Raw genomic sequence first — 22,647 nt, 5'->3', positions numbered from 1 at the left:
ACCTGGGACCGTTGGGCACCCAGGGAGGCGGTTTTCTGGGGAATCGATTCGCACTAGCCTCCCCCGTCCCAGCCCCGCACGGGTGCGTTCGAGGGAGGCCGGCCGTGAAGACCCTGCTCGTTCCCGTCACCCTGCACGACGCGCTTCCCTCGGTCTTCGAGACGGCGGTGCTCGTGGCCCGCCGTTTCGGGAGCCTGATCGAAGGGATCGCGCTGCGCCCGGCTTTGGCCGAGTACGTCCCCGTCGACATGGTCGGCGGCATGACGTGGCTGCGCGACGAGGAGGCGGATCAGGCCGAGGCCCAGGATGCGGGCGCCCGCTTCATCGCCGCGATGGAAGCCGCCGGGCTGCCTCGGCGGGACCTCGACGCCACCTGCGCGCCGCACGCGGCGGCCCAGGCCGGCCCGCGCTTTCGCTGGCGGCCGGACGTCCCGCCGGGCGACGCCTTCCTCGGCCAGTATGCGCGCCTGTTCTCCGCGACCGTGGTGGGACGGCCCGGCCCCGACGACGGGGCGCCGCGCATGACCACCTTCGAGACCGCCCTGTTCGAGAGCGGGCGCCCGATCATCCTGGCGCCGCCGGCGCCCCCATCGGGCCTCGGCGAGGCGATCCTGATCGCCTGGAACGGCTCGACCGAGACCGCCCGGGCCGTCGCCTTCGCGATGCCCTTCCTGCGCCGGGCCCGGCGCACCCTGGTTCTCAGCGCCGAGGGCGGCATGGTGCCGGGGCCGAGCGCCGCGGACGTGGCCCGCGGGTTGGCGGCCGAAGGGGTCGAGGCCGCCCACAAGGACCTGCCGGCCGGGCGCCGGACCCCGGGCGAACTCTATCTCGACACCGCCGAGAGCTTCGGCTGCGATCTCATCATCAAGGGCGCCTACACCCAGAGCCGCCTGCGCCAGATGATCTTCGGCGGCCCGACCAGCCACATCCTGTCGCAGGCGACGGTTCCGGTTCTGATGGCGCATTGAGGCGCCACCCCGGCCAAGTCCTTGACCCGCCACGATCGTTCGCCGCGTCCGCGCGATGACCGGACGTGCGCGATCATGCCTTGCGCGATCGATATGGCATGCGGGGAGTTGCCAGACGCCGTACCCACCGCTAAAGTCCTGAAAAGCTTGGACTTTTCAATCATTCTAATCTGCGAGGGTTCGCTCGGCTCTGCCTCTGGCGGTACGGTCGGATCCGGATGATCGGAAGGTTTCGGGCTCGCGGCGGGTTCCCCGGCGCTCCCACTGGCACGACAGGTTTGCGACTCACCGCATGATCGTCTGCTCTTGTAACGTCCTCTCCGACGGTCAGGTCCGCGCGTGCCTGCAGGCGGGCCCGGGTTGTCCTCGCACCCCGGCTCAGGTCTATGGGTGCCTCGGCTGCAGCGCGAAATGCGGGCGCTGCGCGCGGACCATCCGGTCCATCCTGCGCAATGCGCTGGCCGAGGCCGAGGGGCATGCGTCCCACGCCTGCGGCAGCGGCTGCGAGGCATCTTGCAGTTTGGGATCATTCCAAACTACAAGGGAACCCGAGGGCGTCGCTGCCTGAGACGGTTCGTTATCGTCCCGACGCCTCGCACAAGAGGAGTTTGGACTGATGAAGGGCGACGCGAAGGTCATCGAATATCTGAACAGGGGCCTGCGCAGCGAGCTGACCGCCGTCAGCCAGTACTGGCTCCATTTCCGCCTGCTGAACGATTGGGGTTACGTCGATCTCGCCAAGTTCTGGCGCAAGGAATCGATCGAGGAGATGAACCACGCCGATCGGTTCATCGATCGGATCCTGTTCCTCGACGGCTTTCCCAATCTCCAGGAACTCGATCCGCTGAAGATCGGGCAGAACGTCCAGGAGATCATCGAGTGCGATCTCGCGGCCGAGAACGAGGCCCGGGCGCTCTACCTCGAGGCGGCCAAGTACTGCGATTCCATCAACGACCGGGTCACCAAGATCCTGTTCGAGGCGCTGGCCACCGACGAGGAGGGCCATATCGACTTCCTCGAGACGCAGCTGGACCTGATCGGCCAGATCGGCCTGCCGCTCTACGCCCAGCGTCACATCGGCGGGCTGCAGCAGATCGAGCCCGAAAAGGACTGAGCCTGTCCGGCTCAGACCTCCGGTATCCGGGCTTCGCGCCCGGATACACCGCGGCGACGGGCTCGACCGGACAGGCCGGTCCGGATCAGGAGCCGAATTGCGAGCCGAGCTGCTCGAGATATTCCGCCAGATCGAGGCCGCCGACGCGACGGCCGTATTCGAAGCGCATGCCGCGGCGGATATCGACCCGGCTCGACCGGGTGTTGAGCGTGAAAGGCTTCACGCAGATCCAGGCGCCGTCGGTGCGGTGCTCGAAATAGCCGAGGATTTCGTGGGCAGCCATGAGGTCTCGTCCCGGTGGGCTCGACCCCACCAACGGGCGAGGCGGGAAAAGGTTCGCGCCGCGTCCCGCTCAAACCTTTCTAAGGCCAAGCTTATCCGTTGCGGGTGCTGTCGTGGCGCAGCCCCGAGGGCGCCTCACCGCCGGCCGGTCGAGCCGAAGCCGCCCTGTCCCCGCAAGCCCTCGGCCTCCGCGCCGGAATCGGGGTCGGCTTCCCCTTCGATCCACGCGAAGTCCGGCCGGGTCACCCGGGTGAAGACGAGTTGCGCGATGCGCTCGCCGGGCTCGATGCGGATCGCGGCTCCCGCCCCGGCCGGATTGCGGTTCCAGGCGGAGATCAGGAGCGGCCCCTCGTAATCCGCGTCGATCACCCCCGTGCCGTTGCCGAGGACGAGCCCCTCCCGGTGCCCGAGCCCGGACCGGGGGAAGACGAACCCGCACCAGGCCGGATCGCCGATTCGCACCGAGACGCCGGCGGGGATCAGGGTGGGCGGCGCCTGAGGCTCCAAGAGGAGCGGCGCGTCGAGGCAGGCATGCAGGTCGAGCCCCGCCGCCCCCGGGCTGCCCCAGCGAGGAAAGCCCCAGCCGCGCAGTCGCGGATCGAGAAGGCGGAGCCGCATCGTGATCGGCGGAGAATCCCCATCAGCGGGCACGGTGCGGATTCCTGTCGAGCGTGGTGCGGATCGGTTCGCGACTCTGTGCGAAGCTCGGCCGAGGCGCAATCCGGGGGAATCGATGGCGCGCTGGATCGCGGGGTTGGATGGCAGCCGGGGCGCCTGGGCCGCGGTTCTGATGGATCGCGACGATCCCACCCGCTGGCGCAGCGCCCGCTTCGCCCAGGTCCGCGAGGCCCTTGAAGCCGTGGAGGCCCCGGAGGTGGTCGGCATCGATGTGCCGATCGGCCTGCCGGAGCGCGTCCTCGACAAGGGCCGTTCGGCCGACCGGGCGGCGCGGGCCCTGCTCGGCGCGCGGCGCAACAGTGTGTTCCCGGTGCCCCCGCGCGCCGCGGTCGAGGCCGCGGACTATGCGACGGCGAAGGCCCTGTCGCGGGCGCAGTCCGACCCGCCCTTCGCGCCCTCGCTGCAATGCTGGAACATCTGTCCGGCGATCCGGCAGGTGGATGCGCTCCTGCGGGCGCAGCCGGCCTTCCGGGCGCGGGTCCACGAGGTGCATCCGGAGGTCGCCTTCTTCCGCCTGAACGGCGACCGGCCGCTGTCCTGGCGCAAGCGCGAGGCGGGCGGACCGGCCGAGCGGCGGCTCCTGCTCGCCGTGGCGGGATTGCCGCCCGCCCTCGTCGCCTCGGCACCGCCGCGGGGCGTGGCGACCGACGACCATCTCGACGCCATGGCCGCCTTGGTGGTCGCCCGCGACATCGCGGAGGGGCGGGCCGTGCCGCTGCCGCCCGTGATCGAGCATGATGCCCATGGATTGCCCATCGTGATCTGGGCGCCGGCCCGGGGGCTCGTGGCCGACGGCCCCCGTGAACCCGGCGCGCCTTGCTGATAGGCAGGGCGCATGAGCGACTCAGACCTGACGATCCGCGACATCGCCCGTGCCCTCGTCTTCGACCCGGCCGGGCGCCTCCTCCTGATCGAGTATGAATCCGTGCGCCCGATCGATCCGCAGCAGCCCGAGGCGCGCGGATTCTGGTTCATGCCCGGGGGCGGGCTCGAACCCGGCGAGAGCCACGAGGAGGCCTGCCGGCGGGAATTGTCCGAGGAGATCGGCGTCACCGACGTGACGCTCGGCCCCCTGGTGGCGGTCTGCGACGGTCCGTTCCACCTGTTCCGCACGTCGCGCTTCGCCCGCGAGCGCTACTTCGTGGTGCATCTGCCCGACGACCGGATCGACACCCACCGCCTCGCCGAAACCGAGGACAATCCGGTGCGTGGAACACGTTGGTGGTGCCTTGACGCACTCGCCGCGAGCGCGGAACGGATCGAGCCGGCCGGACTCGCCGCGTTGGCGCAACAAATCGTCTCCGGAAACGTTCCGGCCACACCTGTGCGCTTGAACTGGCGCAATGCTTGACCTCGTCGCCGGTCAGGGACCGGAAACGGGATCACACCGCCCGTGCCGCGTGCGCCATGGCGGCCCTGTCCGGCCTTCCCGGGGGACGCGGCCGGCCTCCCATGTGCGACGCCGCACCCAACGATAACCGGAGAGCGAGACGATGTTTCCTGAGGTTTTGACGAAAGGCTACACTTCCTTCCTCAATGGGCGGCTGCCGAACGAGCGCCGCAAGTACGAGACCCTGGGCGGGGGCCAGGATCCGGACGTGCTGCTGATCGGCTGCTGCGACAGCCGGGTGGCCCCGGAAGTGATCTTCGACACCGGGCCCGGCGAGATCTTCACGATCCGCAACGTGGCCAACATCGTGCCGCCCTTCGAGGATGACGACACCGGCTATCACGGCACCTCCTCGGCCATCGAATTCGCCGTGCAGGCCCTCAAGGTGAAGCATATCGTCGTGATGGGCCACGCCACCTGCGGCGGCATCAAAGCGGCCGGGTACGGCGCAGACCCGCTGTCTCCGGGCAACTTCATCGGCCGCTGGGTCTCTCTGGTCGAGCCGGCGAAGACGAAGCTCGCCGCCACGGGCGACCACAAGGACAAGGAGGATTACCTCACCCGGCTCGAATACGCGATGATCGGCCAGAGCCTGGAGAACCTCATGACCTTCGGCTTCGTGCGCGAGGCCGTCGAGGCGGGGCGCCTGCATCTGCACGGCGCTCATTTCGGTATCGCCACCGGCGAGCTGCGCATCCGCGATCCGAAGACCGGCGAGTTCCATTCGGTCGTCGCCCGCGACGGGCAGAGCCTTGCGCCCTCCGCCCTGATCCAGTGTGCCGAGGCCTAAGAGCGTGAGGGCCGCGAGATCGCTTAGCGCCTGACAGGCCTCTCGCGGCACAGCCGGTGGGCGGTGAACGGTCGCAGGGTCGCCCGCCGGCCTCCATCGCCCTTGGAGGCGCGGGGAGGGCGGGCTATCCGGACCCCTCAACCAAGCGGCTCGTCAGAAGCCGTGCTTGTGAGGAACGCCCGATGCTCCCCCGTCTCGTTCTCGCCGCCGCGCTCGCCGGCGGCCTTCTCTCCTCGGTCTCCGCGCAGGAGCCGGCCCGGCCGCCGGCTCAGGACGCACCGAGCGAGGCCCCCCAACCGCGATCGATCCGCAACGCGCCGAGCCCGCGGGCCGTGGAATTCGCCGCCTATATCTACGCGGCGGTCAATGTCTGCGGCTACACTCTCGGCACCACCGAGTTCGAGGCGCTGCTCGCCAAGCAGAATGCTCGCCCGGAGGATGTCAGCCCGCGCGGTCCGTTCGGCAATCGGGTGATGGGGATCTTCACGCTGATGTCGAATCAGATGAACCTCAATCGCGAGCAATCCTGCCTCGCGGTGGCCGGCGAATACGGCCCCGAGGGTTCGGTGGCCCGCAACGTCCTTCTGCCGCCGGGCACGAAGCCGGTTGAGGCCAAGACGCCTTAGGCCAAGACGCCTTGGGCCGAGACGCCTTGGGCCGAGACGCCTGAGCCCAAGGCCGTTGAGCCCAAGACGCAAGAGCGCGGGCTAGCGGTGTCGGACTGCCCCGAGCCGCCCTCGCGCAGCCGGGGCAACCGCCCGGATGGGAGCCGGTCCGGGTGCTGGTCCGGGCGTGGAGGAAGACGGGGCGCGGCGGGGCTTTCGACCCCGCGCGCTGCCGCGCCGCTGTTTCAAGGGTCGGCGCCGACAGGGTTAGCGAAATGTTTCACGTGAAACATGCGCCCGTCCCGGGGCGGCACGCGCGCCCGTGACGGCTCCCCCCGGGGCCGAAATGCTGTAGAGGGACGGCGACGCCTTCCCGCTCCGACTGCCCCATGCCAGATCCCATGCCTGCCACCCGTCCCGTGCCCCGTCCCACCGTGCTCGCCATCGATGCCTATGTGCCGGGCAAGAGCGCCGCGCCGGGCGTGGCCAAGATCCACAAGCTGTCGTCCAACGAGACGCCGCTCGGCCCAAGCCCCCATGCCGTCGCGGCGCTGCAGGCCGAAGCCGCCACGCTCGCGCTCTATCCCGACGGCAGCGCCACGCATCTGCGCGCGGCGATCGGGGCCCGCTACGGGCTGGATCCGGCCCGGATCGTCTGCGGCGCGGGCTCGGACGAATTGCTGACCCTGCTGGCTCTGGCCTTCGTCGGCCCTGGCGACGAGGGCATCTACTGCGAGCACGGCTTTCTCGTGTACCGCATCGCCATCCTGACGGCGGGCGGAACGCCGGTCGTGGCGCCCGAAACGAGCCTCACGGCGGATGTGGATGCGATCCTTGCCGCGGTGACGCCGCGCACCCGCATCGTCTTCCTGGCCAATCCGAACAACCCGACCGGCACCTATCTGCCCTTCGACGAGGTGCGCCGCCTGCATGCGGGCCTGCCGGGCCATGTGCTGCTCGTCCTCGACGGCGCCTATGCCGAGTATGTCCGCTCCAACGACTACTCGGCCGGCCTCGAAATGGCGCTCGAGACGCCGAACGTCGTGATGACCCGGACCTTCTCGAAGATCCACGGTCTCGCCGCCCTGCGCATCGGCTGGATGGTCGGGCCTGCCGAGGTGGTCGACGCCCTCAACCGGATCCGGGGGCCCTTCAACGTGTCCGCCGGGGCCATCGCGGCGGGCGCCGCCGCCATCGCCGACGACGCCCATGTCGCGGCGGCCGTCGCCCACAACGACATGTGGATGGGGTGGCTCACCGGGGAGCTGGAGGCGCTCGGGCTCACGGTGACGCCGAGCGTCGGCAACTTCCTGCTCGTGCATTTCGCGAACGTTCCCGGCCGGACGGCGGAGGAGGCGGACGCCCATCTGAGCCAGGCCGGGGTGATCGTGCGCCGCGTGAGCTCCTACGGCCTGCCCGACGCGCTCCGGGTCAGCATCGGCAGCGAGGAGGCGAACCGCGCCTTCGTGGCCGCCTTGGCCGCGTTCCTCGGCGGAGCTGGGGCGTGACAGGGGGGGTGGACCGCCTCGCCATCGTCGGTCTCGGCCTGATCGGCTCCTCGATCGCCCGCGGCGCCCGAACCTACGAGCTCGCCCGGGAGATCGTGGCGATCGACCGCGACGCGGGGGTGATCGAGCGGGTGCGGGCACTCGGCCTCGCCGAGACCGCGACCTGCGATCCGGCCGAGGGCGTCGCGGGCGCCGACCTCGTCATCCTGTGCGTGCCCGTCGGCGCCGTCGGCACGGTCGCGGCCGAGATCGCGCCGCATCTCAAACCCGGCGCGGTCGTCTCCGATGTCGGTTCGGTCAAGGCGGCGGTCGTCGCGGCGGTGACGCCGCATCTGTCGGAAACGAACGTCTTCGTCCCGGCCCATCCCGTGGCCGGCACCGAGTATTCCGGGCCGGATTCGGGCTTCGCCACCCTGTTCACGAACCGCTGGTGCATCCTGACCCCGGCCGAGGATGCGGATCCGGCGGCGGTCGAACGGGTGCAGGCGCTCTGGCAAGGGCTGGGCGCCATCGTCGAGACCATGACGCCGGAGCATCACGACCTCGTTCTGGCGATCACCAGCCACGTGCCGCACCTGATCGCCTACAACATCGTCGGCACGGCCGCCGACCTCGAAGAGGTGACCCAGTCGGAGGTGATCAAGTTCTCGGCGGGCGGCTTCCGCGACTTCACCCGCATCGCCGCCTCCGACCCGACCATGTGGCGCGATATCTTCCTCACCAACCGCGAGGCGGTGCTGGAGGTGCTCGGTCGGTTCAACGAGGATCTCTCCGCGCTTTCGCGGGCGATCCGCTGGGGCGACGGCGAGGCCCTGCACGATCTGTTCACCCGCACCCGGGCGATCCGGCGCGGCATCGTCGCCATGGGCCAGGAGACCGCCGAGCCGGATTTCGGCCGCGCACGGGGCGCGACGCCGCCCGCTTCCGACCGCGCCTGAGAGAGATCCGATGCGCCAGCTCGCGATCGTCGCGGTCGTCCGCGGCCGAGCCCCCCGCCTCGTCGAGTGGCTCGCCTTCCATCGCGCCGTCGGCGTGCGCGATGTCGTGATCTACGACGAGGGCCCCCGGGACGAGACCGCCGCGATCCTCGCGGCTCATGCCGCCCTCGGGGTCATCCGGGTGCCGTGGCCGGAGGCGCGGGCCAATGCCCACCTGCTCACGCCGCAGAACCACTTCCTGGCCTCCTACGCCCGCCTGTTCGCCTTCGCGGTCTTCCTCGACACCGACGAGTTCCTCGTGCCCCCGCCCGGCGGCAGCGTCGCGGCCTGGCTCCGGGACGTCCCCGCTTATGCCGGCGCGGTGCGCCTCCCGGTTTGCCGCTTCGCGGATCCGGGGGCGGCGTCCGGCCTCGTCCTGGGGGGCCTGCCCGCGGCCCCGTCGGGCCCAGGCGAGCCGGAGAGACGCCATCCCGTCCGTGCCGTCTACCGCCGCGGCGCCGTGGCGGGCTTCGTCGAGGCCCGCGTACCAGACCTCGTTCAGGGGGAATGGCTGAACGGCGATGGCCCGCCCACGCAGGGTCGGGCCAAGTCCGAGCCGGAGGGGATCGCGCTCCAGCTCCATCGCTACGATGCGACCGCGGCGGTGCCGGGGACGAGCCCCTGCCTCCGGACGCAAGCCTGGATCGGCCCGACGCGCGACGAGATGCGCCACCTGCTGGTCCATGCGCAGGCGCGGCCGGAGGGGGGCGGATCATGGATCGCGGCCCTGCAGGGCGCGGTCCCGGACCTCGCAGAACCCGTCCGCCCGCTCGCCCATCGGCGCTGGCGATGGGACAACCTCAACCGCCGCTGGCTGGAGGGGGCGGTGCGCTTCGTACAGGGGCGTCTGCGGCCCCGGTCGCCGCCCTGGTGAGCGGCGGCCCGAGACCGGTGGATCGAAGGGGCGGCCCGGCTCAGTAGAGCGGCGGCAGCACCACGTTCGGGACGGCGAACGGGCCGAGCATCAGGCGGCCATCGCCGAGCTTGAGCGTGGGCAGCGGCTTGAGCGCGTCTGGAGCGGCCTCGGCGGCCGGCGCGTCGCCCGCCTCCTTGCGGCGCAGGCCCCCCAGGAACTGCCCGACGATGTTGCCGATCAGGGCGCCCTTGTCGGCCCCGAAACGCTGACCCATCACCTGCCCGACCAGGGCCTCGAGCCCGAGGGCGCGCAGCTCGAACCGGCCCTCGGGCCGGTGCTGCCCGTCGAGGCCGACCGCGCCCTTGGCCTGGAGCCGGCGCTCGCCCTTGACGAGGGCAAGCTGTGTCACGTCCAGGCGCCCTTCGGCCTGCCGCCACTTCTCCAGTTCACGGGCGATCGTGCCGGTGCGCAGAACGGTGGCCTGCTCGATGGTGGTGTCGAGATCGAGATCGGCGGGGTCGGCGCTGCCGGTCAACGCGTCGAGCCGGGGCACGGCGGCCTTGGCGAGGCGCAGGCTCACATCCACCGCGCCGTCCGTGGCGAAGCGGCCCGGCGTCGGGCGGGCATGCAGTTCGAGATGCCCGACGGCGAAATCGATCGGCCCGGGATCGGGCGCCGTCACGACGCCCTTCGGCCCGTCGACCACCAGCGAGGCGCGGCTGAACCCGTCCGAGGCGGCATGGACACTGGCCGCCAGCGAGGTCCAGGTGACGTCGGCGCCGACATCGCCCTGTTGGACGGTGAAGGGCCCGGCCGCCTGTAGCAGGACGTGGCGGGGATCGTAAATCTGCACCAGGGCGGTGATCGGCCCGAGGGTGAAACGGCTGTCCGAGCGGGCGAAGCGCACCGAGGCGCAGCGCAGTTCGAGCCGGAACGGGAAACCGGTGATGGAGCGGTCCGTGCAGGTCCAGTCCCGCCCGGCCTGGGCCTCACGAGCGAACCACGCGTCCATCTCGCTCTGCGCCTTGGCGCGGATAACGAACCAGCCGATCGTCCAGGCCAGCACGAGGGCGGCCAGGAGAAGGAAGGGAAGGAACAGGCCGATCCGCCAGCGCGGCCGGGCCGTCGGCCCGCCGGGGATCGGTTGGGGAGTCTGCGCCATCGGCCTCGTTCCTGCGGACCCGGCAGGACCGGCCGGGCGGCCCCGTCTTTGGAGACGGGGGCGCGGCAAGGCAAGTGCGCTGTGTTCCCGGAGGGATTGTGCGCCTGCGGCGATGTCGCGGTTCAGCCCGCGTCATACCAAATCCGGTTGATCCCTTCGGGATGGCGGATGTGGGCTCCGCTCAAACGCCGCGCGGGCTTGCCTGATCCGGGCTCCGCTTTGATCAAGCGGAGCCCGGATCAGGCGTCGCCGGTGGCGTCCGCGTCCAGAGCGAGGTCGGCCACGATGGCGCGGCGCTCCTCCTCGCCCTCGGCCAGGCGATGGACATGCATCTCGGTCGCCCCCTTCTGCCGAGCCCGGGCCAGCCAGTTGCCGTGCAGGCGCTCCCGCGGGCTCCGGCCGGTCGCGGCGACCGAGACCGGCTCGGCAATGCCGGCGCCGTCGCGTCGCACCGCGATCACCACCGCCTCGTCCACCTCGGCGAATTCGGGCGCCACGAGTTCGTGGATGCCCACGACGTAGCGGCGGCCCGAGCGCCCGCGCCACGCGCTCAGGGCCAAAGCCGGGGTGCCGCGCAGGCCGGCCATCGTTCGCAGACGCTCCTCGCGCACATCCGCTCTCCGGGTTCGGTCGTCCCTCAGGTCGCGAAGCGCGACCGACCAGGACAAGGCTCGTTTGTTCGCCATTTGTTCTGTTCTACGCCGCGCGTTCCGCCGTCGTCAAGGCATCCGTTTCAGGGAGCGTTCACGCCGGCTTGCCCGATGAGGTCCAAGGTGGGGGGCCGCCCGTTTCGCCACAAGCGCGGTCGCGCACACGCCACGCCCGATCATCGTCCCGCCGCAGAGGGTTCGTAAAGCAACGCCGTGGCAGGGTGACCCGCTGCGGCGCGTGCCGTACAAGCGGAGCCGTGCGCCCGCGCGCCGCGACCGTCCGATGGGTCGGATCCCGACGAATCGGAACCGATCGCGCGGGTCTGTCGCGCGGATCTTGTCGCGTGTTGGGAGCGGCCGTGGGGCGTCTGATGGGTGTGGCGACGAACAGGCCGGGACTCCGGATCGCGCGGCTCGTGCTCGCCGCGGGGCTTGCCTTGAATCTGGGCGCCTGTTTCCGCCCCCTCTACGGGCCAACCGCCTCGGGCGAGGCGATGCAGGACGTGCTCGCCGCGGTGCAGGTCGACGACGTGCTGATGGCCCAGGACCAGGAACGGCTGGGGCATTACCTGCGCAGCGAGCTGATCTTCGCCCTCGACGGCTCCGGCCAGGGCGGCCCGCCCAAGCGCTACCGTCTAAAGATGCAGGGCAGCGAGCAGGTGCAGACGCCGATCGTCTCCTCCACCACCGCTCGCGCCGAGGCCGGCACCATCGTCGGCACCGTGAAATTCTCCCTCGAGAGCCTCGACGGGCGCCGCATCATCACCGAGGGCGTCGCCACCGCCACCGCGACCTACGACCGCTCGATCCAGCGCTTCGCCTCGCTGCGGGCCGCCCGCGACGCGGAGCTCCGCCTCGCCAAGGTGCTCTCCGACCAGATCAAGACCCGCATCGCCTCCGTCCTCGCCGTCAAGCCGAACTCCTGACGCCATGGCGGCGGTCAAGGCCGGCGAGGTCGAGGGCCTGATCCGGCGGGGTTCCGACCCGCGCATCCCCGTGGTCCTGCTCTACGGCCCCGATACCGGCCTCGTCGGCGACCGGGCGGCGCGCCTGATCGCCAAGTGGGTCGCCGACCCCGACGATCCCTTCGCGCTCATCCGCCTCGACGGCGACGCCCTGGCCGCCGATCCGGGCCGGCTCGTGGACGAGGCCGGCACCGTCGGCCTGTTCGGCGGCACCCGCACGATCTGGGTCAAGTCCGGCAGCCGCAACTACGCCCCCGCCGTCGAGGCGGTGCTCAAGGCACCGGGGGAGGGCGCCCGCATCGTCGTGGAGGCGGGCGATCTCGGCCGCTCCGCCCCCTTGCGCACCCTGTGCGAGGCCTCGCCCCGGGCCCTGGCGATGCCCTGCTACCCGGACGACGAGCGCACCCTCGCCGATCTCATCGAGCGCACCCTGCAGGAGGAGGGCCTGCGCATCGATCGGGACGCCCGCGACCTCCTCGTCGGCAGCCTCGGCAGCGACCGGCGTGCCAGCCTCTCGGAGATCGGCAAGCTCGCCCTCTACGCCCGCGGCAGCGGCAGCGTCGGGGTCGAGGACGTGGAGGCGATCGTCAGCGATGTCGGCGCCAGCGTCCTCAACGCGCTCATCGATGCCGCCTTCGCCGGCCGCCCGGCGGAGGCCGAGCGCGAGTACCGTCGCTTCCGCCACGAGGGGATGGACCCCTCCGCGATGCTCGGCGCCGCGCTGCGCCACGGGTTGGCGCTCCTGGCGCTGCGCGTCGACAACCCCCATGGCAGCGCGAGCCAACTCGTCGCGAATTGGCGCGGCCTCCACTTCCGGCGCAAGGCGCTGGCCGAGACGCAGCTCGCCCGCTGGTCGGCGGAGGGTCTCCGGCCGGCGGTGGCCTGGCTGCAGGAGGCGGTGCTGGCCTGCCGTCGGGCCGAGCCGGACCTCGCCCATGCCCAGGCCCAGGCCGTGTTCCTGCGCATCGCCGCACAGGCCAGCCGACGCCGGTCCTGACCGGACCGCGGGCGGGCTGACAGCCGGACCGATTCGGGACATCCTGGCGGCGGCGCGCCCCGGGGCGCCCTCATCGGGAGGATCACGATGCCGCCTCCGCCGCCCTCACGCCGCGGCCTGTTCGCCACCCTCGGCGCCGGGGCCGCCGGGCTGCTGGCGCGGCCGTCCCCGGCCAGCGCCGCCGCCCAGGCGGACGGGGCCGACGCAGCGGTCTGCCTGCTGACGCCCCAGGCGGTCGAGGGGCCGTTCTACACCGATCCCCGCCTCGTGCGGGCCGACATCGCGGAGGGACGCCCCGGCGTGCCGCTGCGCCTGCGCCTGCGGGTGATCGAGGCGGGCCCCTGCACGCCGATCCCGGGGGCCCGGGTCGATGTCTGGCACTGCGACGCGCAGGGGCTCTATTCGGGCTATCCGGGGCAGGGCGACGCGCGGACCCTCGACACCAGCGGCCAGACCTTTCTGCGCGGCACGCAGGCGACGGATGCCGGCGGCTGGGCCAGCTTCGAGACGATCTATCCGGGCTGGTATCCGGGCCGGGCGACCCACATCCACGTAAAAGTCTTCCTCGATCGGCGCACGGTGCTGACCGGGCAGATCTACTTCCCCGACGCGCTCAGCGAGTTCCTCTACACCCAGGTCCCGGCCTATGGCGGGCGCCGGTTCGAGCGCCTCGTCGTCAACGTCAATGACGGGATCGCCCGAGAGGAGGACCCGCAGCGGCGGGCCTTCTGCGCGGTGAAGGAGGAGAGCGACCGCTATGTCGCGAGCCTCGTCATCGGCGTCCGCCGCGACGCGGAGGTCGCCGGCCTCACCGATCGGGCCGAGACGCCCGCCGGCCGGCCGGAGCGCCCGCCGGGGCCGCCGCCCGGCGGTCCCGGGCGGCTCACCCTCAAGGATCGGCTCGCCGCCCTCGTGCCGGGGCTCGGGCGGCGGCCCTGACGCGTCCGGCCGGGCTCAGCGGTCCAGCACCGCGCGGTCGTTCTTGGCCACCAGCGTCCGGAAGTGGGGCGTGAGATCGGATTCCGACAGGCCGAAGCTCTGCGCGAAGCCCATGATCAGTTGCTGCTCGCCCGGCTCCGCCTCGCCATCCGCCATGGCGCTGTCGATCATGTTCAGGAGGATGCAGAGCTTCTGGTCGGGCCGCAGTCGCGGGGCGGCCTCGGCGGCGAAGGTGGGCGGCGGGGTCGCGCGGACGTAGCGCAGGGCCGCGTCGAGCTGCTGCTGGGTCGCGTGGCGGCCGAGCACCGACATCAGGTGGCCGAGCTCCTCGGGATCGAGCTCCCCATCGGAGGCCATGCAGTAGAGCAGGGACACGACAAGACAGTTGCGCGGCGTCAATTCAAACGGCGCCTGCGCCTTGAACATATTGAACATCAGCAATTCCCCCGTCGATCGTCCGGACGCCCGCCGGATCGGCAGTCTCTTCCCGTATCGCCTCGGATAGCGGATCCAAAGCGACTCTCTCAAAGATTGCGCGACTTCGGTATTTTGTCACAGAGACGGCGTCCATCTCACCAGACGAGGCGATAGAGCACTATTGCCGCACTGTCGATCTCAGAAAAATCTTGACAACGGGTCCCACTTCCCGCCGATGCCGACATATCCTTCGATCCGTAGCCGGCAAATCAGATCTTGGATCGTGAGGTCAGCGGACGGAATTGTCGCCGTTGTTGCGCTGGACGCATCGATACCCGGCAAAGCAATACGGGTCGTCGAGGGTCGGCTCGAAGGCGGGGGCCGCGGTCGATTCGTTGCGGCAGGCGCCGCTGAGGGCGTGCACCGTCTCGTAGGCCGTCGGCGAAGAGGCCAGCACCACGCGGCCCTGGCGCGCCACGATCGCCCGCACGGCCTCGCAGGTCAGCGCCGGGGTGAAGGGCCGTTCCTGGGCCAGGGCGGCGCCGCTCATCGTCACCCCGACGAGACAGAGGGCAAGGACCGGGCGCGTCATGGTCGAGGATTCCCTATGGAAGCCCCTCTTCCTGCGCCGACGACCCCGGGCGAGGCAAGCCGGTTCTGGACGCGGCCCCCGCCCCGGCCTCCGGCCTGGACGAAGCGCGACACTCGCACCGACCCGTTCACGATGCCCGTGCCACGATGCCCTTGCCACGATGCCCTGGCCGCGTCGCGCGGATCTTCGGCGCCGTCGGCCTCTCCCTCAAGGGAGGCCAGGGCCGTGCTCAGGCGCCCGGCGATCCGCGATCGGGCGCTCCCGGCGCGGGATCACCCGCCGGACGATCTCTGCCGGTCCCGTTGCCGGCCCGCTCGGCCGCCCTTCGGCCCGCCCCGTGGGCCGGCCGCGGGAACAGGGTGGCGCCGGCGAGGGCGCCGAGAAGCCCGGCGAGGCCCAGGCTCCATCCGCCGCGCGGCGCGGGCCCGCTCACGCCCGCGGCTTTCCCACCAGCACCGGCTGCGGGTTCGCCTGCTCCGGAAACAGCGCCTTGAGGTCCCGCAGCTTCGGTAGGTCGTGGGCGGCGATGTAGGCGTTGGTCGGGTGCAGGGTCATGTAGTCCTGGTGGTAGCCTTCCGCCGGGTAGAAGGTCGCCCCCGTCTCGATCCGCGTGGCGATGGGCTTTCCGAACGCGCCCGCGGCGTCGAGCTGGGCGATGTAGGCCCCGGCCACCCGCGCCTGCTCGGCGCCGTCCGGGAACACGGCCGAGCGGTATTGCGGTCCGACATCCGGGCCCTGGCGGTTCACCTGGGTCGGGTCGAGCGCCACCGAGAAGAAGATCCGCAGGAGTTCGTCGTAGCGGATCACCGCCGGGTCGTAGGTGATCCGCACGACCTCGGCGTGGCCGGTGCGGCCGGTGCCGACCGCCTCGTAGGTGGCGCTGGCCTTGGTGCCGCCGGCATAGCCGGACACCGCCTGCGTCACGCCCTTCACGTGCTGGAACACGCCCTGCACGCCCCAGAAGCAGCCGCCCGCGAGCGTCGCGGTGCGAAGGCCACCCGCCTCCTGCGCGCGGCTCGCGGCCTCCGGCAGACGCCGGCCCGCCTCCTCGGCCGAGACCGGCGCGAGCGGCAGCCCGGCGATTCCGAGCAGACCGAGACCGGCGAGACCGCCGAGCAGGGCCGGCCTCCAGGAACGGGGACGGCCTGAGACTTCGCGCGTCATGGCGTGGCTCCCTTGGTGATGGCGAACGGGGTGATGGCGACGGATCAGGCAGCGGGGTCGAAACGCAGGGCCACGCCGTTCATGCAGTAGCGCAGGCCGGTCGGGCGGGGCCCATCCTCGAAGACGTGGCCGAGATGGCCGCCGCAGCGCCGGCAATGCACCTCGGTGCGGCGCATCCCGTAGGCGGTGTCGGTGCGCGTCGCGACCGCGTCGGGCAGGGGCGCGTAGAAGCTCGGCCAGCCGGTGCCGCTGTCGAACTTGGTCTCGGAGGCGAATAGCGGCAGGTCGCAGCCCGCGCAGGCGAAGCGCCCCTTGCGCTTCTCGCGGTCGAGGGGGCTGGTGCCCGCCCGCTCGGTGCCGTGCTCGCGCAGCACCGTATAGGCCGCCGGGCTGAGGACGGCCCGCCACTCGGCCTCGGTCTTCTCCACCTCGAAGGCCGGGCCCGGACCGGCCCAGGCCGAGCCGGTCAGGCGGGAAGCGGCGAGAAGGCCGAGGAACGAGGCGCCGGCCTGCAGGGTCTGGCGGCGGTTCATGCGAGGTCTCCGGCACGGGGCCCGGGGCGCGCCGGGGGCGGACGCGCGGGCGAAAGCCTCAATGGTGCACAATCGATAGCACGATTCGCCCCGGCCGCCGCCGGACCTTCCGCCGCACGGCGCAGGGACCCGATCCGGGCCGCGCGACGGTCGCCTCCCCGGGATGGGCCAGGGTGCGGGATGGGAGGCAGGCCGGCCGCTTGGCCATGCTCCGCATGCGGCGTCGCACTCCCGGCGCGCCGCGTTGACGCTTCGGGACGCGCACATTACCTCCTGCTCTCAGCCGGCCGGGGCGGAGCATTCGTCGGCGCGTGCTGCCGCACGCATCCGCCCGCGCCATCGGCGGGACGCGTTGACGGCACGCCGCGCCAGGACCCGGTTCCAGGGTCGGCACCCGGGACGCGCGATGGATTCGACCCTCAGCCACACCGCCGAGCACGGCGCCGAGCCGGCCACGCCCGAGGATGCGCGCCGGGCGGGCATCGAGGCGACGGACCCGCGCAGCCCCGTCATGGTGTTCGCGATCGACGAACCGCTCGCCATGGATTCCGGCGCCCGGCTCGGGCCCTTCCAGATCGCCTATCAGACCGCCGGCACGCTCAACGCCGAGCGCTCCAACGCGGTGCTGATCTGCCACGCCCTCACCGGCGACCAGCACTTCGCCCATCGCCACCCGGTGACGGGCAAGCCCGGCTGGTGGGAGACGCTGGTGGGACCGGGCAGGCCCGTCGACACCGACCGCTACTTCGTCGTCTGCTCCAACGTCATCGGCTCCTGCATGGGCTCGACCGGCCCGGCCTCGCTCAACCCCGAGACCGGCCGTGCCTACGGGCTCGACTTCCCGCTCGTCACGATCCGCGACATGGTCCGGGCCCAGGCTATGCTGCTCGACCGGCTCGGCATTCCCGACCTGTTCCTGTGCATCGGCGGCTCGATGGGCGGGATGCAGGTGCTGCAATGGGCCTCGCTCTTCCCCGAGCGGGTCTTCGCCGCCATGCCGATCGCCACGGGCCCGCGCCACTCGGCGCAGAACATCGCCTTCCACGAGGTCGGCCGTCAGGCGATCATGGCCGACCCGGCCTGGGCCGAGGGACGCTATCTCGAGGCCGGCACGCGGCCGGCCAAGGGGTTGGGCGTCGCCCGGATGGGGGCCCACATCACCTACCTGTCGGAGCCCGCGCTCCACCGCAAGTTCGGCCGCCGCCTCCAGAACCGGGCCGCGCCGACCTTCTCCTTCAACGCCGACTTCCAGATCGAGAGCTACCTGCGCCACCAGGGGCTCTCCTTCGTCGAGCGGTTCGATGCCAACGCCTATCTCTACCTCACCCGGGCGATGGACTATTTCGACCTCGCCGAGGACCATGACGGCGTGCTGGCCAAGGCGTTCCGGGGCTCCAAGACCCGCTTCTGCGTGATCTCGTTCACCTCCGACTGGCTGTTTCCGACCGCCGATTCCCGGGCCATCGTCCACGCCCTGAACGCGGTCGCCGCGCCGGTCGCCTTCGTGGAAGTCGAGAGCGACAAGGGCCACGACGCCTTCCTGCTCGACGAGCCGGCGATGTTCTCGGCGGCCCAGGGCTTCATCGACGCGGCGGCGCGGGCACGCGGCCTGTGAGCGGGGGTTCGTCCGTGGCCACGGAACGCTTCACCGATGCCGCCTCCGATGCCCCCTGGGAGGCAGCCGAGGGGCTGCCCCGCGACGGGGCGGCGGCGCGCATCGACCATATCGTCGTGCTCGGCCTCGTGCCGCCGGGCGCCCGCGTCCTCGACATCGGCTGCGGCGACGGCTCGCTGCTCGCCCTCCTGCGCGACCGGCGCGGGGTCGACGGGCGCGGCATCGAACTGTCCCGCGAAGGCGTCAACGCCTGCCTCGCGCAGGGGCTGCCGGTGATCCAGGGCGACGCCGACACCGACCTCGCCAATTATCCCGACGACGCCTTCGACGTGGTGATCCTGTCCCAGACCATCCAGGCGACCCGCAACCCGAAGATCGTGCTGGAGCACCTGCTGCGGATCGGGCGGCAGGTGGTGATCTCCTTCCCGAATTTCGGCCATTGGCGGGTGCGGGCCGAACTCGCTTTGCGCGGGCGGATGCCGGTCACCGAGACCATGCCGGAATCGTGGTACGAGACGCAGAACATCCATCACTGCACGATCCGCGACTTCGTCGGCCTGTGCCGCCTCGTCGATGCCCGCATCGAGAAGGCCACGGCGCTGGACGTGCGCGGCCGGCCGATGCGCTTCTCGATGCCGTGGTGGTTCTGGAACCTGATCGGCGCCCAGGGGGTGTTCTTGTTGCGGCGGGGCGGGACGCGGTGACACTTGAGGCGCCACGCCGGATCGTGGTGCTGGGTCCCCCGGGCAGTGGGAAAACGACGCCCGCCCGCCGCCTCGGCGCCCGACACGGCCTGCCGATGTTCCATCTCGACCACGTCTACTGGCGCCCCGGCTGGGTCGCCGCGGCGCCCGCCGCCTTCGCGGCGGAGATCGCGCGCCTCGCCGCCCTTCCGGCCTGGGTGATCGACGGCAACGCTCTCGGCACCATCGCATCCCGGCTCGCAGCGGCCGACACGCTGATCCCCCTCGACGCGCCGGCCTGATACGGGCTCCGCTTGATCAAAGCGGAGCCCGTATCAGGCAAGCCCGCGCGGCGTTTGAGCGAAGCCCACATCCGCCATCCCGAAGGGATCAACCGGATTTGGTATGACTCTCCACGGCGCGGGTCCTCCGGCGCACTCTGTCGAGCCTGGGGCGGGTCCGGCCCGAGGGGCCGCCGGGGCCGCCCGGAGCAGCTGACCTTCGCGTTCCTACGTTACACCGCGACGTGGAACCGGAGGCGGCGCGCCCGCTCCCTCGCCCTGGTCGCGGGCTTTGCTGGCCGCGGGATCGTCCTGCGGGGGCGGGCTGCGCCGATGCCTTCGTGCGGACCGGGGCGGTCGGACCGACGCCTTCCAGGGTTCCACCCTGGACCCGCCAACGGGCTCGCCCTTTGGGAACCCCTGACCGTTCAGAGCGTGGCTGATGTGTCCGCCGCCGGCTCCGCGCCGCCCACCGGCACGGCGACCGGGTGACCGTGGCGGGCGAGGTCGGCCCGGCCCTCGGCGAGCAGGGCCGCGGAGGCGGTCTCGATGCGCTCCTGCACCTGCGCCAGGAATTCGAGCCGCGGCAGGCCCGGCGGGATCGCAGGCAGGAACTCGATCACGGTCGTGCCGGGCATCCGGCGGAAGCCGCGGCGGCGCCAGTACAGGCCGGTGTTGAGCGCCACCGGCAGGCAGGGCACGTTCAGCGCCGTGTAGAGGTGGGAGGCGCCCTGCTTGTAGGCGGCGGGCGCCCCGGCCGGGCGGCGGGTGCCCTCGGGGAAGATGATGAGCTGGCGGCACTGGCCGATCGCCTCGATGGCGGCGGCGTTCATCGCCGCCATGACCTTGCTGCCCTTGGAGCGGTCGATCGGCACCATGCCGCCCCGGGAGAAGTACCAGCCGATCACGGGAATCCACATCAGCTCGCGCTTGAGCACGTAGCCGAAATCGGCGAACGGGACCGTGAGCGCGATCGTCTCCAGCGCCGACTGGTGCTTGGCGGCCACCAGCAGCGGCCCCTCCGGGATGTTCTCCAGGCCCCGGAACTCGACCCGCGTGCCGCCGACGACCCGCAGGAGCCAGACCACGGTCCGCCCCCAGAACTGGGCCACCCGGATCACGCCCTTGCGCGAGACGAGCGCGGGCAGGCCCAGGAGCGCGATCAGCGCCGTGGCGACGTAGAAGCAGAGGTTGAAGGCGAGCGAGCGGAGGAGGAGCATCGGAAGTCCGCGTGAGAACGGGGCAGCTTTATCCTGCGTGCCCGCACTTGCCCACTGTCAGCCGCTCGCCCCCGCCGCCGTGCTTCCGGAGTGCCGCAGGCGAACCCGGAATCCATCAGGGACGCCGACGCCGCGCCTCACGGCTGGGCTCCGGGTTCCGCTGCGCGGCCCCGGCGTGACGGCCGGAGGGTCGGCGGGCCTCAATGCCCCTCGGCCAGCGTCCCCCGCTGGCGCGGATCGGCGGCCCCCGCGAGCAGGCCGTCCTCGGCCATCACCGAATTGGCCGAGCCGGAGGTCGGTCCGACCTTCACCGGATGGCCCTTGGCCCGCAGCAGCGCCAGCGTGTCGGGCGAGACGCCTTCCTCCACCATCAGCATGTCGGGCTGCCACTGGTGATGGAGGCGCGGGGCGGCGACGGCCTGGGCGAGGTTCATGCGGAAATCGAGCACGTTGACGATCACCTGCAGCACCGTCGTGATGATGCGGCTGCCGCCCGGACTGCCCGTGACGAGGTAGAGCTTGCCGTCGCGGAACACGAAGGTCGGCGTCATGGAGGAGAGCGGGCGGGCGCCGGGCGCGACCGCGTTCGCCTCGCCGCCGACGAGGCCGTAGGCGTTGCGCGCTCCGGTCTTGGCGGAGAAATCGTCCATCTCGTTGTTGAGCAGCACCCCCGTGCCCTCGGCGACCAGCCCGATCCCGTAGGAGAAGTTGAGGGTGTAGGTGTTCGACACCGCGTTGCCCTCGGCATCCACCACCGAGAAATGCGTGGTCTGGTCGGATTCGTAGGGCAGCGGATCGCCGGCCTTCACCTCCGCCGCCGGCCGCGCCCGCGCCGGATCGATGCGGTCGCGCAGGGTCGCGGCATAGGGCTTCGCGATGAGCCCGGCGACCGGCACCTTCGTGCGCGACGGGTCGCCGAGCCAGGTGGCGCGGTCGGCATAAGCGGGCTTCATCGCCTCGGCCATCAGATGCAGCGCCTCGGCGCTGCCGACCCCCAGGCCCGCGAGGTCATAGCCCTCCAGGATGTTGAGGATCTCGATGAGATGGACGCCGCCGGAACTCGGCGGCGGCATCGAGACGATCTCGTAGCCCCGATAGCTGCCGCGCACCGGCGTTCGGATCTCGGGACGGTAGGCGGCCAGATCGGCGGTCGTCAGGATGCCGCCCGCCTCCTGCACCGCCGCCGCGATCTTGTCGGCGATCGGCCCGTGATAGAAGGCGTCCGGCCCCCGATCGGCGATCGCCTTCAGGGTGTCGGCGAGGTCGCGCTGAACCAGCCGGGCCCCGCGCGGTAGGACGGCGTCGCCCTCGAAGAAGATCTTTCGGCTCGACGGCCATTGCCCCAGGAGCCCCGAGGCCCGCGGCAGCGAATCGGCCAGCCCCGACTCGACCGGGATGCCGTCGCGGGCGAGCTGCTCCGCGGGCGCGATCAGGTCGGCCAAAGTCAGCCGGCCCGAGCCGTAGCGGCGATGCGCCTCGGCCAGCCCCCGCACCGTACCCGGCACCGCGACCGCCTTGCCGCTCCGGGTCGAGGCCGCCCGGTCGGGCTCGCCTTTCGGGTCGAGGAACATGTCGGCGGTGGCCGCGCCGGGCGCGGTCTCGCGGTAGTCGATCGCCACCGTCTCGCGACGGGGCGCGCGGTGGACCATCATGAAGCCGCCGCCGCCGAGATTGCCCGCCCGCGGCAGGGTGACGGCGAGGGCGAAGCCGACCGCCACCGCCGCATCGACGGCGTTGCCACCCTTCTCCAGCACGGCGACCCCGACCCGGGTCGCCAGGGCGTCCTGCGAGGAGACCATCCCGCCGGTGGCGAGCACCGGCAGCAGGCGCGCCGCGTCCGACTGGATCGGCGGCGGCTCGGGCGCGGCGGGCAAGGGGCCTAGTGAGGGGCCTGGCAAAGAGCCGGGCGTCGCGTCCGCCTGCGCGCGGGCCGGGCCCGCAAGCAGGAGGAGCGCGAGGACGAGGGGGGCGGGACGTCGGCGCAGGCATCGCATCATGCCCGAGGATTTAGCCCATCGCCGGGCCGTGGCCAGCGCGTTCGCGTCCGTGCGGCCCCTCGTGCAGCCGCGATTGCGGCCCCTATTGTCCGCTGAGCGACGGTCCGCCGGCCGCCCCGCCGGTGCCGGGCGGGCCGCTCGTGGGGGTGCCGCCGATCACGGCGCCGGGCGTGCCGCCGATCACCGCCGGCGCGTTGGGGGTGCCGGCCGTGCCGGGGCCCGGCACGGGCGCCGACCCGGTCGCCGACGCCTTCGGGCTCGGCG

The 22,647-nt window shown here is 71.8% G+C and carries 26 protein-coding genes; 16 read left to right on the top strand and 10 right to left on the bottom strand.

Features of this window, described 5'->3' with window-relative positions; genetic code table 11:
* Positions 1-104: 104 nt before the first annotated feature.
* From LW587_RS16205 to bfr, 3 genes are all read left to right on the top strand, one after another.
* Entirely contained in the window at positions 105-968 is an 864-nt protein-coding gene (locus LW587_RS16205; RefSeq protein WP_232630626.1) for a universal stress protein, read from the top strand.
* Positions 969-1,260: 292 nt separating this feature from the next.
* Complete coding sequence (locus tag LW587_RS16200) at positions 1,261-1,536, top strand: (2Fe-2S)-binding protein (protein WP_232630625.1); 276 nt, start codon at positions 1,261-1,263, stop codon at positions 1,534-1,536.
* Between the two features lie 48 nt (positions 1,537-1,584).
* Positions 1,585-2,082, top strand: coding sequence for a bacterioferritin (gene bfr, locus LW587_RS16195; RefSeq protein ID WP_232630624.1), 498 nt, complete (start codon positions 1,585-1,587; stop codon positions 2,080-2,082).
* An 85-nt stretch (positions 2,083-2,167) separates the two neighbouring features.
* Here the strand turns inward: bfr and LW587_RS16190 are convergent, their stop codons facing one another.
* Both LW587_RS16190 and dut read right to left on the bottom strand, forming a co-directional pair.
* Positions 2,168-2,365 carry a hypothetical protein gene (locus LW587_RS16190; protein WP_056240908.1) on the bottom strand — a complete coding sequence of 66 codons (198 nt, stop codon included), beginning with the start codon at positions 2,363-2,365 and terminating at the stop codon, positions 2,168-2,170.
* A gap of 134 nt (positions 2,366-2,499) precedes the next feature.
* A complete protein-coding gene (gene dut, locus LW587_RS16185) occupies positions 2,500-2,982 on the bottom strand; it encodes a dUTP diphosphatase (RefSeq protein ID WP_232630623.1) in 483 nt (160 codons plus the stop codon).
* 115 nt (positions 2,983-3,097) lie between these two features.
* Here dut and LW587_RS16180 point away from each other — a divergent pair, with 115 nt between their 5' ends.
* The 7 genes from LW587_RS16180 (at position 3,098) to LW587_RS16150 (ending at position 9,186) form a co-directional block, all read left to right on the top strand.
* Entirely contained in the window at positions 3,098-3,865 is a 768-nt protein-coding gene (locus LW587_RS16180) for a DUF429 domain-containing protein (protein WP_232630622.1), read from the top strand.
* A 12-nt stretch (positions 3,866-3,877) separates the two neighbouring features.
* Positions 3,878-4,393: an NUDIX hydrolase gene (locus tag LW587_RS16175; protein WP_232630621.1), complete on the top strand. Its 516-nt coding sequence runs from the start codon at positions 3,878-3,880 to the stop codon at positions 4,391-4,393.
* A gap of 142 nt (positions 4,394-4,535) precedes the next feature.
* Positions 4,536-5,222, top strand: a complete 687-nt coding sequence (locus LW587_RS16170; RefSeq protein ID WP_232630620.1) for a carbonic anhydrase — start codon at positions 4,536-4,538, stop codon at positions 5,220-5,222.
* 182 nt (positions 5,223-5,404) lie between these two features.
* Positions 5,405-5,848 carry a hypothetical protein gene (locus LW587_RS16165; protein WP_232630619.1) on the top strand — a complete coding sequence of 148 codons (444 nt, stop codon included), beginning with the start codon at positions 5,405-5,407 and terminating at the stop codon, positions 5,846-5,848.
* Between the two features lie 380 nt (positions 5,849-6,228).
* Positions 6,229-7,335: a histidinol-phosphate transaminase gene (gene hisC, locus LW587_RS16160; protein ID WP_232630618.1), complete on the top strand. Its 1,107-nt coding sequence runs from the start codon at positions 6,229-6,231 to the stop codon at positions 7,333-7,335.
* On the top strand, positions 7,332-8,273 hold the full coding sequence (locus LW587_RS16155) for a prephenate/arogenate dehydrogenase family protein (RefSeq protein ID WP_232630617.1): 942 nt from the start codon (positions 7,332-7,334) through the stop codon (positions 8,271-8,273). Before hisC ends, LW587_RS16155 begins: the two co-directional genes overlap by 4 nt.
* 10 nt (positions 8,274-8,283) lie before the next feature.
* The gene (locus LW587_RS16150) at positions 8,284-9,186 is read left to right on the top strand and encodes a glycosyltransferase family 2 protein (RefSeq protein ID WP_232630616.1); all 903 of its coding nucleotides are present in this window, start codon (positions 8,284-8,286) and stop codon (positions 9,184-9,186) included.
* A gap of 40 nt (positions 9,187-9,226) precedes the next feature.
* On the opposite strand, the gene LW587_RS16145 is transcribed toward LW587_RS16150, so the two are convergent.
* A complete protein-coding gene (locus LW587_RS16145) occupies positions 9,227-10,330 on the bottom strand; it encodes a DUF2125 domain-containing protein (protein WP_232630615.1) in 1,104 nt (367 codons plus the stop codon).
* A 239-nt stretch (positions 10,331-10,569) separates the two neighbouring features.
* Complete coding sequence (locus tag LW587_RS16140) at positions 10,570-10,917, bottom strand: hypothetical protein (protein WP_332839840.1); 348 nt, start codon at positions 10,915-10,917, stop codon at positions 10,570-10,572.
* A 434-nt stretch (positions 10,918-11,351) separates the two neighbouring features.
* On the opposite strand from LW587_RS16140, the gene lptE reads away from it, so the two are divergent.
* The 3 genes from lptE to LW587_RS16125 all read left to right on the top strand — a co-directional run bounded on the left by lptE (position 11,352) and on the right by LW587_RS16125 (position 13,881).
* Positions 11,352-11,906: an LPS assembly lipoprotein LptE gene (gene lptE, locus LW587_RS16135; protein ID WP_232630644.1), complete on the top strand. Its 555-nt coding sequence runs from the start codon at positions 11,352-11,354 to the stop codon at positions 11,904-11,906.
* A gap of 4 nt (positions 11,907-11,910) precedes the next feature.
* Positions 11,911-12,942, top strand: a complete 1,032-nt coding sequence (holA, locus tag LW587_RS16130) for a DNA polymerase III subunit delta (protein WP_232630613.1) — start codon at positions 11,911-11,913, stop codon at positions 12,940-12,942.
* An 87-nt stretch (positions 12,943-13,029) separates the two neighbouring features.
* The gene (locus tag LW587_RS16125; RefSeq protein ID WP_232630612.1) at positions 13,030-13,881 is read left to right on the top strand and encodes an intradiol ring-cleavage dioxygenase; all 852 of its coding nucleotides are present in this window, start codon (positions 13,030-13,032) and stop codon (positions 13,879-13,881) included.
* Between the two features lie 15 nt (positions 13,882-13,896).
* On the opposite strand, the gene LW587_RS16120 is transcribed toward LW587_RS16125, so the two are convergent.
* The 4 genes from LW587_RS16120 to msrB form a co-directional block, all read right to left on the bottom strand.
* Positions 13,897-14,316, bottom strand: coding sequence for a tellurite resistance TerB family protein (locus tag LW587_RS16120; RefSeq protein ID WP_232630611.1), 420 nt, complete (start codon positions 14,314-14,316; stop codon positions 13,897-13,899).
* A gap of 271 nt (positions 14,317-14,587) precedes the next feature.
* Positions 14,588-14,890 (bottom strand): hypothetical protein, encoded by a 303-nt coding sequence (locus LW587_RS16115; RefSeq protein WP_232630610.1) that lies wholly within the window; start codon positions 14,888-14,890, stop codon positions 14,588-14,590.
* 429 nt (positions 14,891-15,319) lie between these two features.
* Positions 15,320-16,054 carry a peptide-methionine (S)-S-oxide reductase MsrA gene (gene msrA, locus LW587_RS16110; RefSeq protein ID WP_232630609.1) on the bottom strand — a complete coding sequence of 245 codons (735 nt, stop codon included), beginning with the start codon at positions 16,052-16,054 and terminating at the stop codon, positions 15,320-15,322.
* Positions 16,055-16,098: 44 nt separating this feature from the next.
* Positions 16,099-16,587 (bottom strand): peptide-methionine (R)-S-oxide reductase MsrB, encoded by a 489-nt coding sequence (msrB, locus tag LW587_RS16105; protein WP_232630608.1) that lies wholly within the window; start codon positions 16,585-16,587, stop codon positions 16,099-16,101.
* 406 nt (positions 16,588-16,993) lie between these two features.
* Between msrB and metX the strand changes: the two genes are divergently transcribed.
* From metX to LW587_RS16090, 3 genes are all read left to right on the top strand, one after another.
* Positions 16,994-18,202, top strand: coding sequence for a homoserine O-acetyltransferase MetX (metX, locus tag LW587_RS16100; protein ID WP_232630607.1), 1,209 nt, complete (start codon positions 16,994-16,996; stop codon positions 18,200-18,202).
* 14 nt (positions 18,203-18,216) lie between these two features.
* Positions 18,217-18,906, top strand: coding sequence for a methionine biosynthesis protein MetW (gene metW, locus LW587_RS16095; RefSeq protein WP_232630606.1), 690 nt, complete (start codon positions 18,217-18,219; stop codon positions 18,904-18,906).
* A gap of 95 nt (positions 18,907-19,001) precedes the next feature.
* The gene (locus LW587_RS16090) at positions 19,002-19,187 is read left to right on the top strand and encodes a hypothetical protein (protein ID WP_232630605.1); all 186 of its coding nucleotides are present in this window, start codon (positions 19,002-19,004) and stop codon (positions 19,185-19,187) included.
* A 407-nt stretch (positions 19,188-19,594) separates the two neighbouring features.
* Here LW587_RS16090 and LW587_RS16085 read toward each other — a convergent pair whose 3' ends face one another.
* Together LW587_RS16085 and ggt are read right to left on the bottom strand one after the other, a co-directional pair.
* Positions 19,595-20,386, bottom strand: a complete 792-nt coding sequence (locus LW587_RS16085) for a lysophospholipid acyltransferase family protein (RefSeq protein WP_232630604.1) — start codon at positions 20,384-20,386, stop codon at positions 19,595-19,597.
* 200 nt (positions 20,387-20,586) lie between these two features.
* Positions 20,587-22,380: a gamma-glutamyltransferase gene (ggt, locus tag LW587_RS16080; protein WP_232630643.1), complete on the bottom strand. Its 1,794-nt coding sequence runs from the start codon at positions 22,378-22,380 to the stop codon at positions 20,587-20,589.
* Positions 22,381-22,647: the final 267 nt, after the last annotated feature.

It is taken from the genome of Methylobacterium sp. Leaf118, from assembly GCF_920984675.1.
Taxonomy (GTDB): domain Bacteria; phylum Pseudomonadota; class Alphaproteobacteria; order Rhizobiales; family Beijerinckiaceae; genus Methylobacterium.
This window is presented reverse-complemented; position numbering and strand designations above follow the sequence as displayed.

Bases quoted from the DNA above. Each gene is read 5' to 3' on its own strand.
- bfr (WP_232630624.1), top strand. From the start codon at position 1,585: ATGAAGGGCGACGCGAAGGTCATCGAATATCTGAACAGGGGCCTGCGC.
- LW587_RS16175 (WP_232630621.1), top strand. From the start codon at position 3,878: ATGAGCGACTCAGACCTGACGATCCGCGACATCGCCCGTGCCCTCGTC.
- LW587_RS16115 (WP_232630610.1), bottom strand. From the start codon at position 14,890: ATGACGCGCCCGGTCCTTGCCCTCTGTCTCGTCGGGGTGACGATGAGC.
- LW587_RS16085 (WP_232630604.1), bottom strand. From the start codon at position 20,386: ATGCTCCTCCTCCGCTCGCTCGCCTTCAACCTCTGCTTCTACGTCGCC.
- LW587_RS16190 (WP_056240908.1), bottom strand. From the start codon at position 2,365: ATGGCTGCCCACGAAATCCTCGGCTATTTCGAGCACCGCACCGACGGC.
- LW587_RS16150 (WP_232630616.1), top strand. From the start codon at position 8,284: ATGCGCCAGCTCGCGATCGTCGCGGTCGTCCGCGGCCGAGCCCCCCGC.
- LW587_RS16090 (WP_232630605.1), top strand. From the start codon at position 19,002: ATGTTCCATCTCGACCACGTCTACTGGCGCCCCGGCTGGGTCGCCGCG.
- msrA (WP_232630609.1), bottom strand. From the start codon at position 16,054: ATGACGCGCGAAGTCTCAGGCCGTCCCCGTTCCTGGAGGCCGGCCCTG.
- LW587_RS16180 (WP_232630622.1), top strand. From the start codon at position 3,098: ATGGCGCGCTGGATCGCGGGGTTGGATGGCAGCCGGGGCGCCTGGGCC.
- msrB (WP_232630608.1), bottom strand. From the start codon at position 16,587: ATGAACCGCCGCCAGACCCTGCAGGCCGGCGCCTCGTTCCTCGGCCTT.
- hisC (WP_232630618.1), top strand. From the start codon at position 6,229: ATGCCTGCCACCCGTCCCGTGCCCCGTCCCACCGTGCTCGCCATCGAT.
- LW587_RS16125 (WP_232630612.1), top strand. From the start codon at position 13,030: ATGCCGCCTCCGCCGCCCTCACGCCGCGGCCTGTTCGCCACCCTCGGC.
- LW587_RS16165 (WP_232630619.1), top strand. From the start codon at position 5,405: ATGCTCCCCCGTCTCGTTCTCGCCGCCGCGCTCGCCGGCGGCCTTCTC.
- dut (WP_232630623.1), bottom strand. From the start codon at position 2,982: ATGCGGCTCCGCCTTCTCGATCCGCGACTGCGCGGCTGGGGCTTTCCT.
- lptE (WP_232630644.1), top strand. From the start codon at position 11,352: ATGGGTGTGGCGACGAACAGGCCGGGACTCCGGATCGCGCGGCTCGTG.
- LW587_RS16170 (WP_232630620.1), top strand. From the start codon at position 4,536: ATGTTTCCTGAGGTTTTGACGAAAGGCTACACTTCCTTCCTCAATGGG.
- metX (WP_232630607.1), top strand. From the start codon at position 16,994: ATGGATTCGACCCTCAGCCACACCGCCGAGCACGGCGCCGAGCCGGCC.
- holA (WP_232630613.1), top strand. From the start codon at position 11,911: ATGGCGGCGGTCAAGGCCGGCGAGGTCGAGGGCCTGATCCGGCGGGGT.
- ggt (WP_232630643.1), bottom strand. From the start codon at position 22,380: ATGCGATGCCTGCGCCGACGTCCCGCCCCCCTCGTCCTCGCGCTCCTC.
- LW587_RS16120 (WP_232630611.1), bottom strand. From the start codon at position 14,316: ATGTTCAATATGTTCAAGGCGCAGGCGCCGTTTGAATTGACGCCGCGC.
- LW587_RS16200 (WP_232630625.1), top strand. From the start codon at position 1,261: ATGATCGTCTGCTCTTGTAACGTCCTCTCCGACGGTCAGGTCCGCGCG.
- LW587_RS16140 (WP_332839840.1), bottom strand. From the start codon at position 10,917: ATGGCCGGCCTGCGCGGCACCCCGGCTTTGGCCCTGAGCGCGTGGCGC.
- LW587_RS16145 (WP_232630615.1), bottom strand. From the start codon at position 10,330: ATGGCGCAGACTCCCCAACCGATCCCCGGCGGGCCGACGGCCCGGCCG.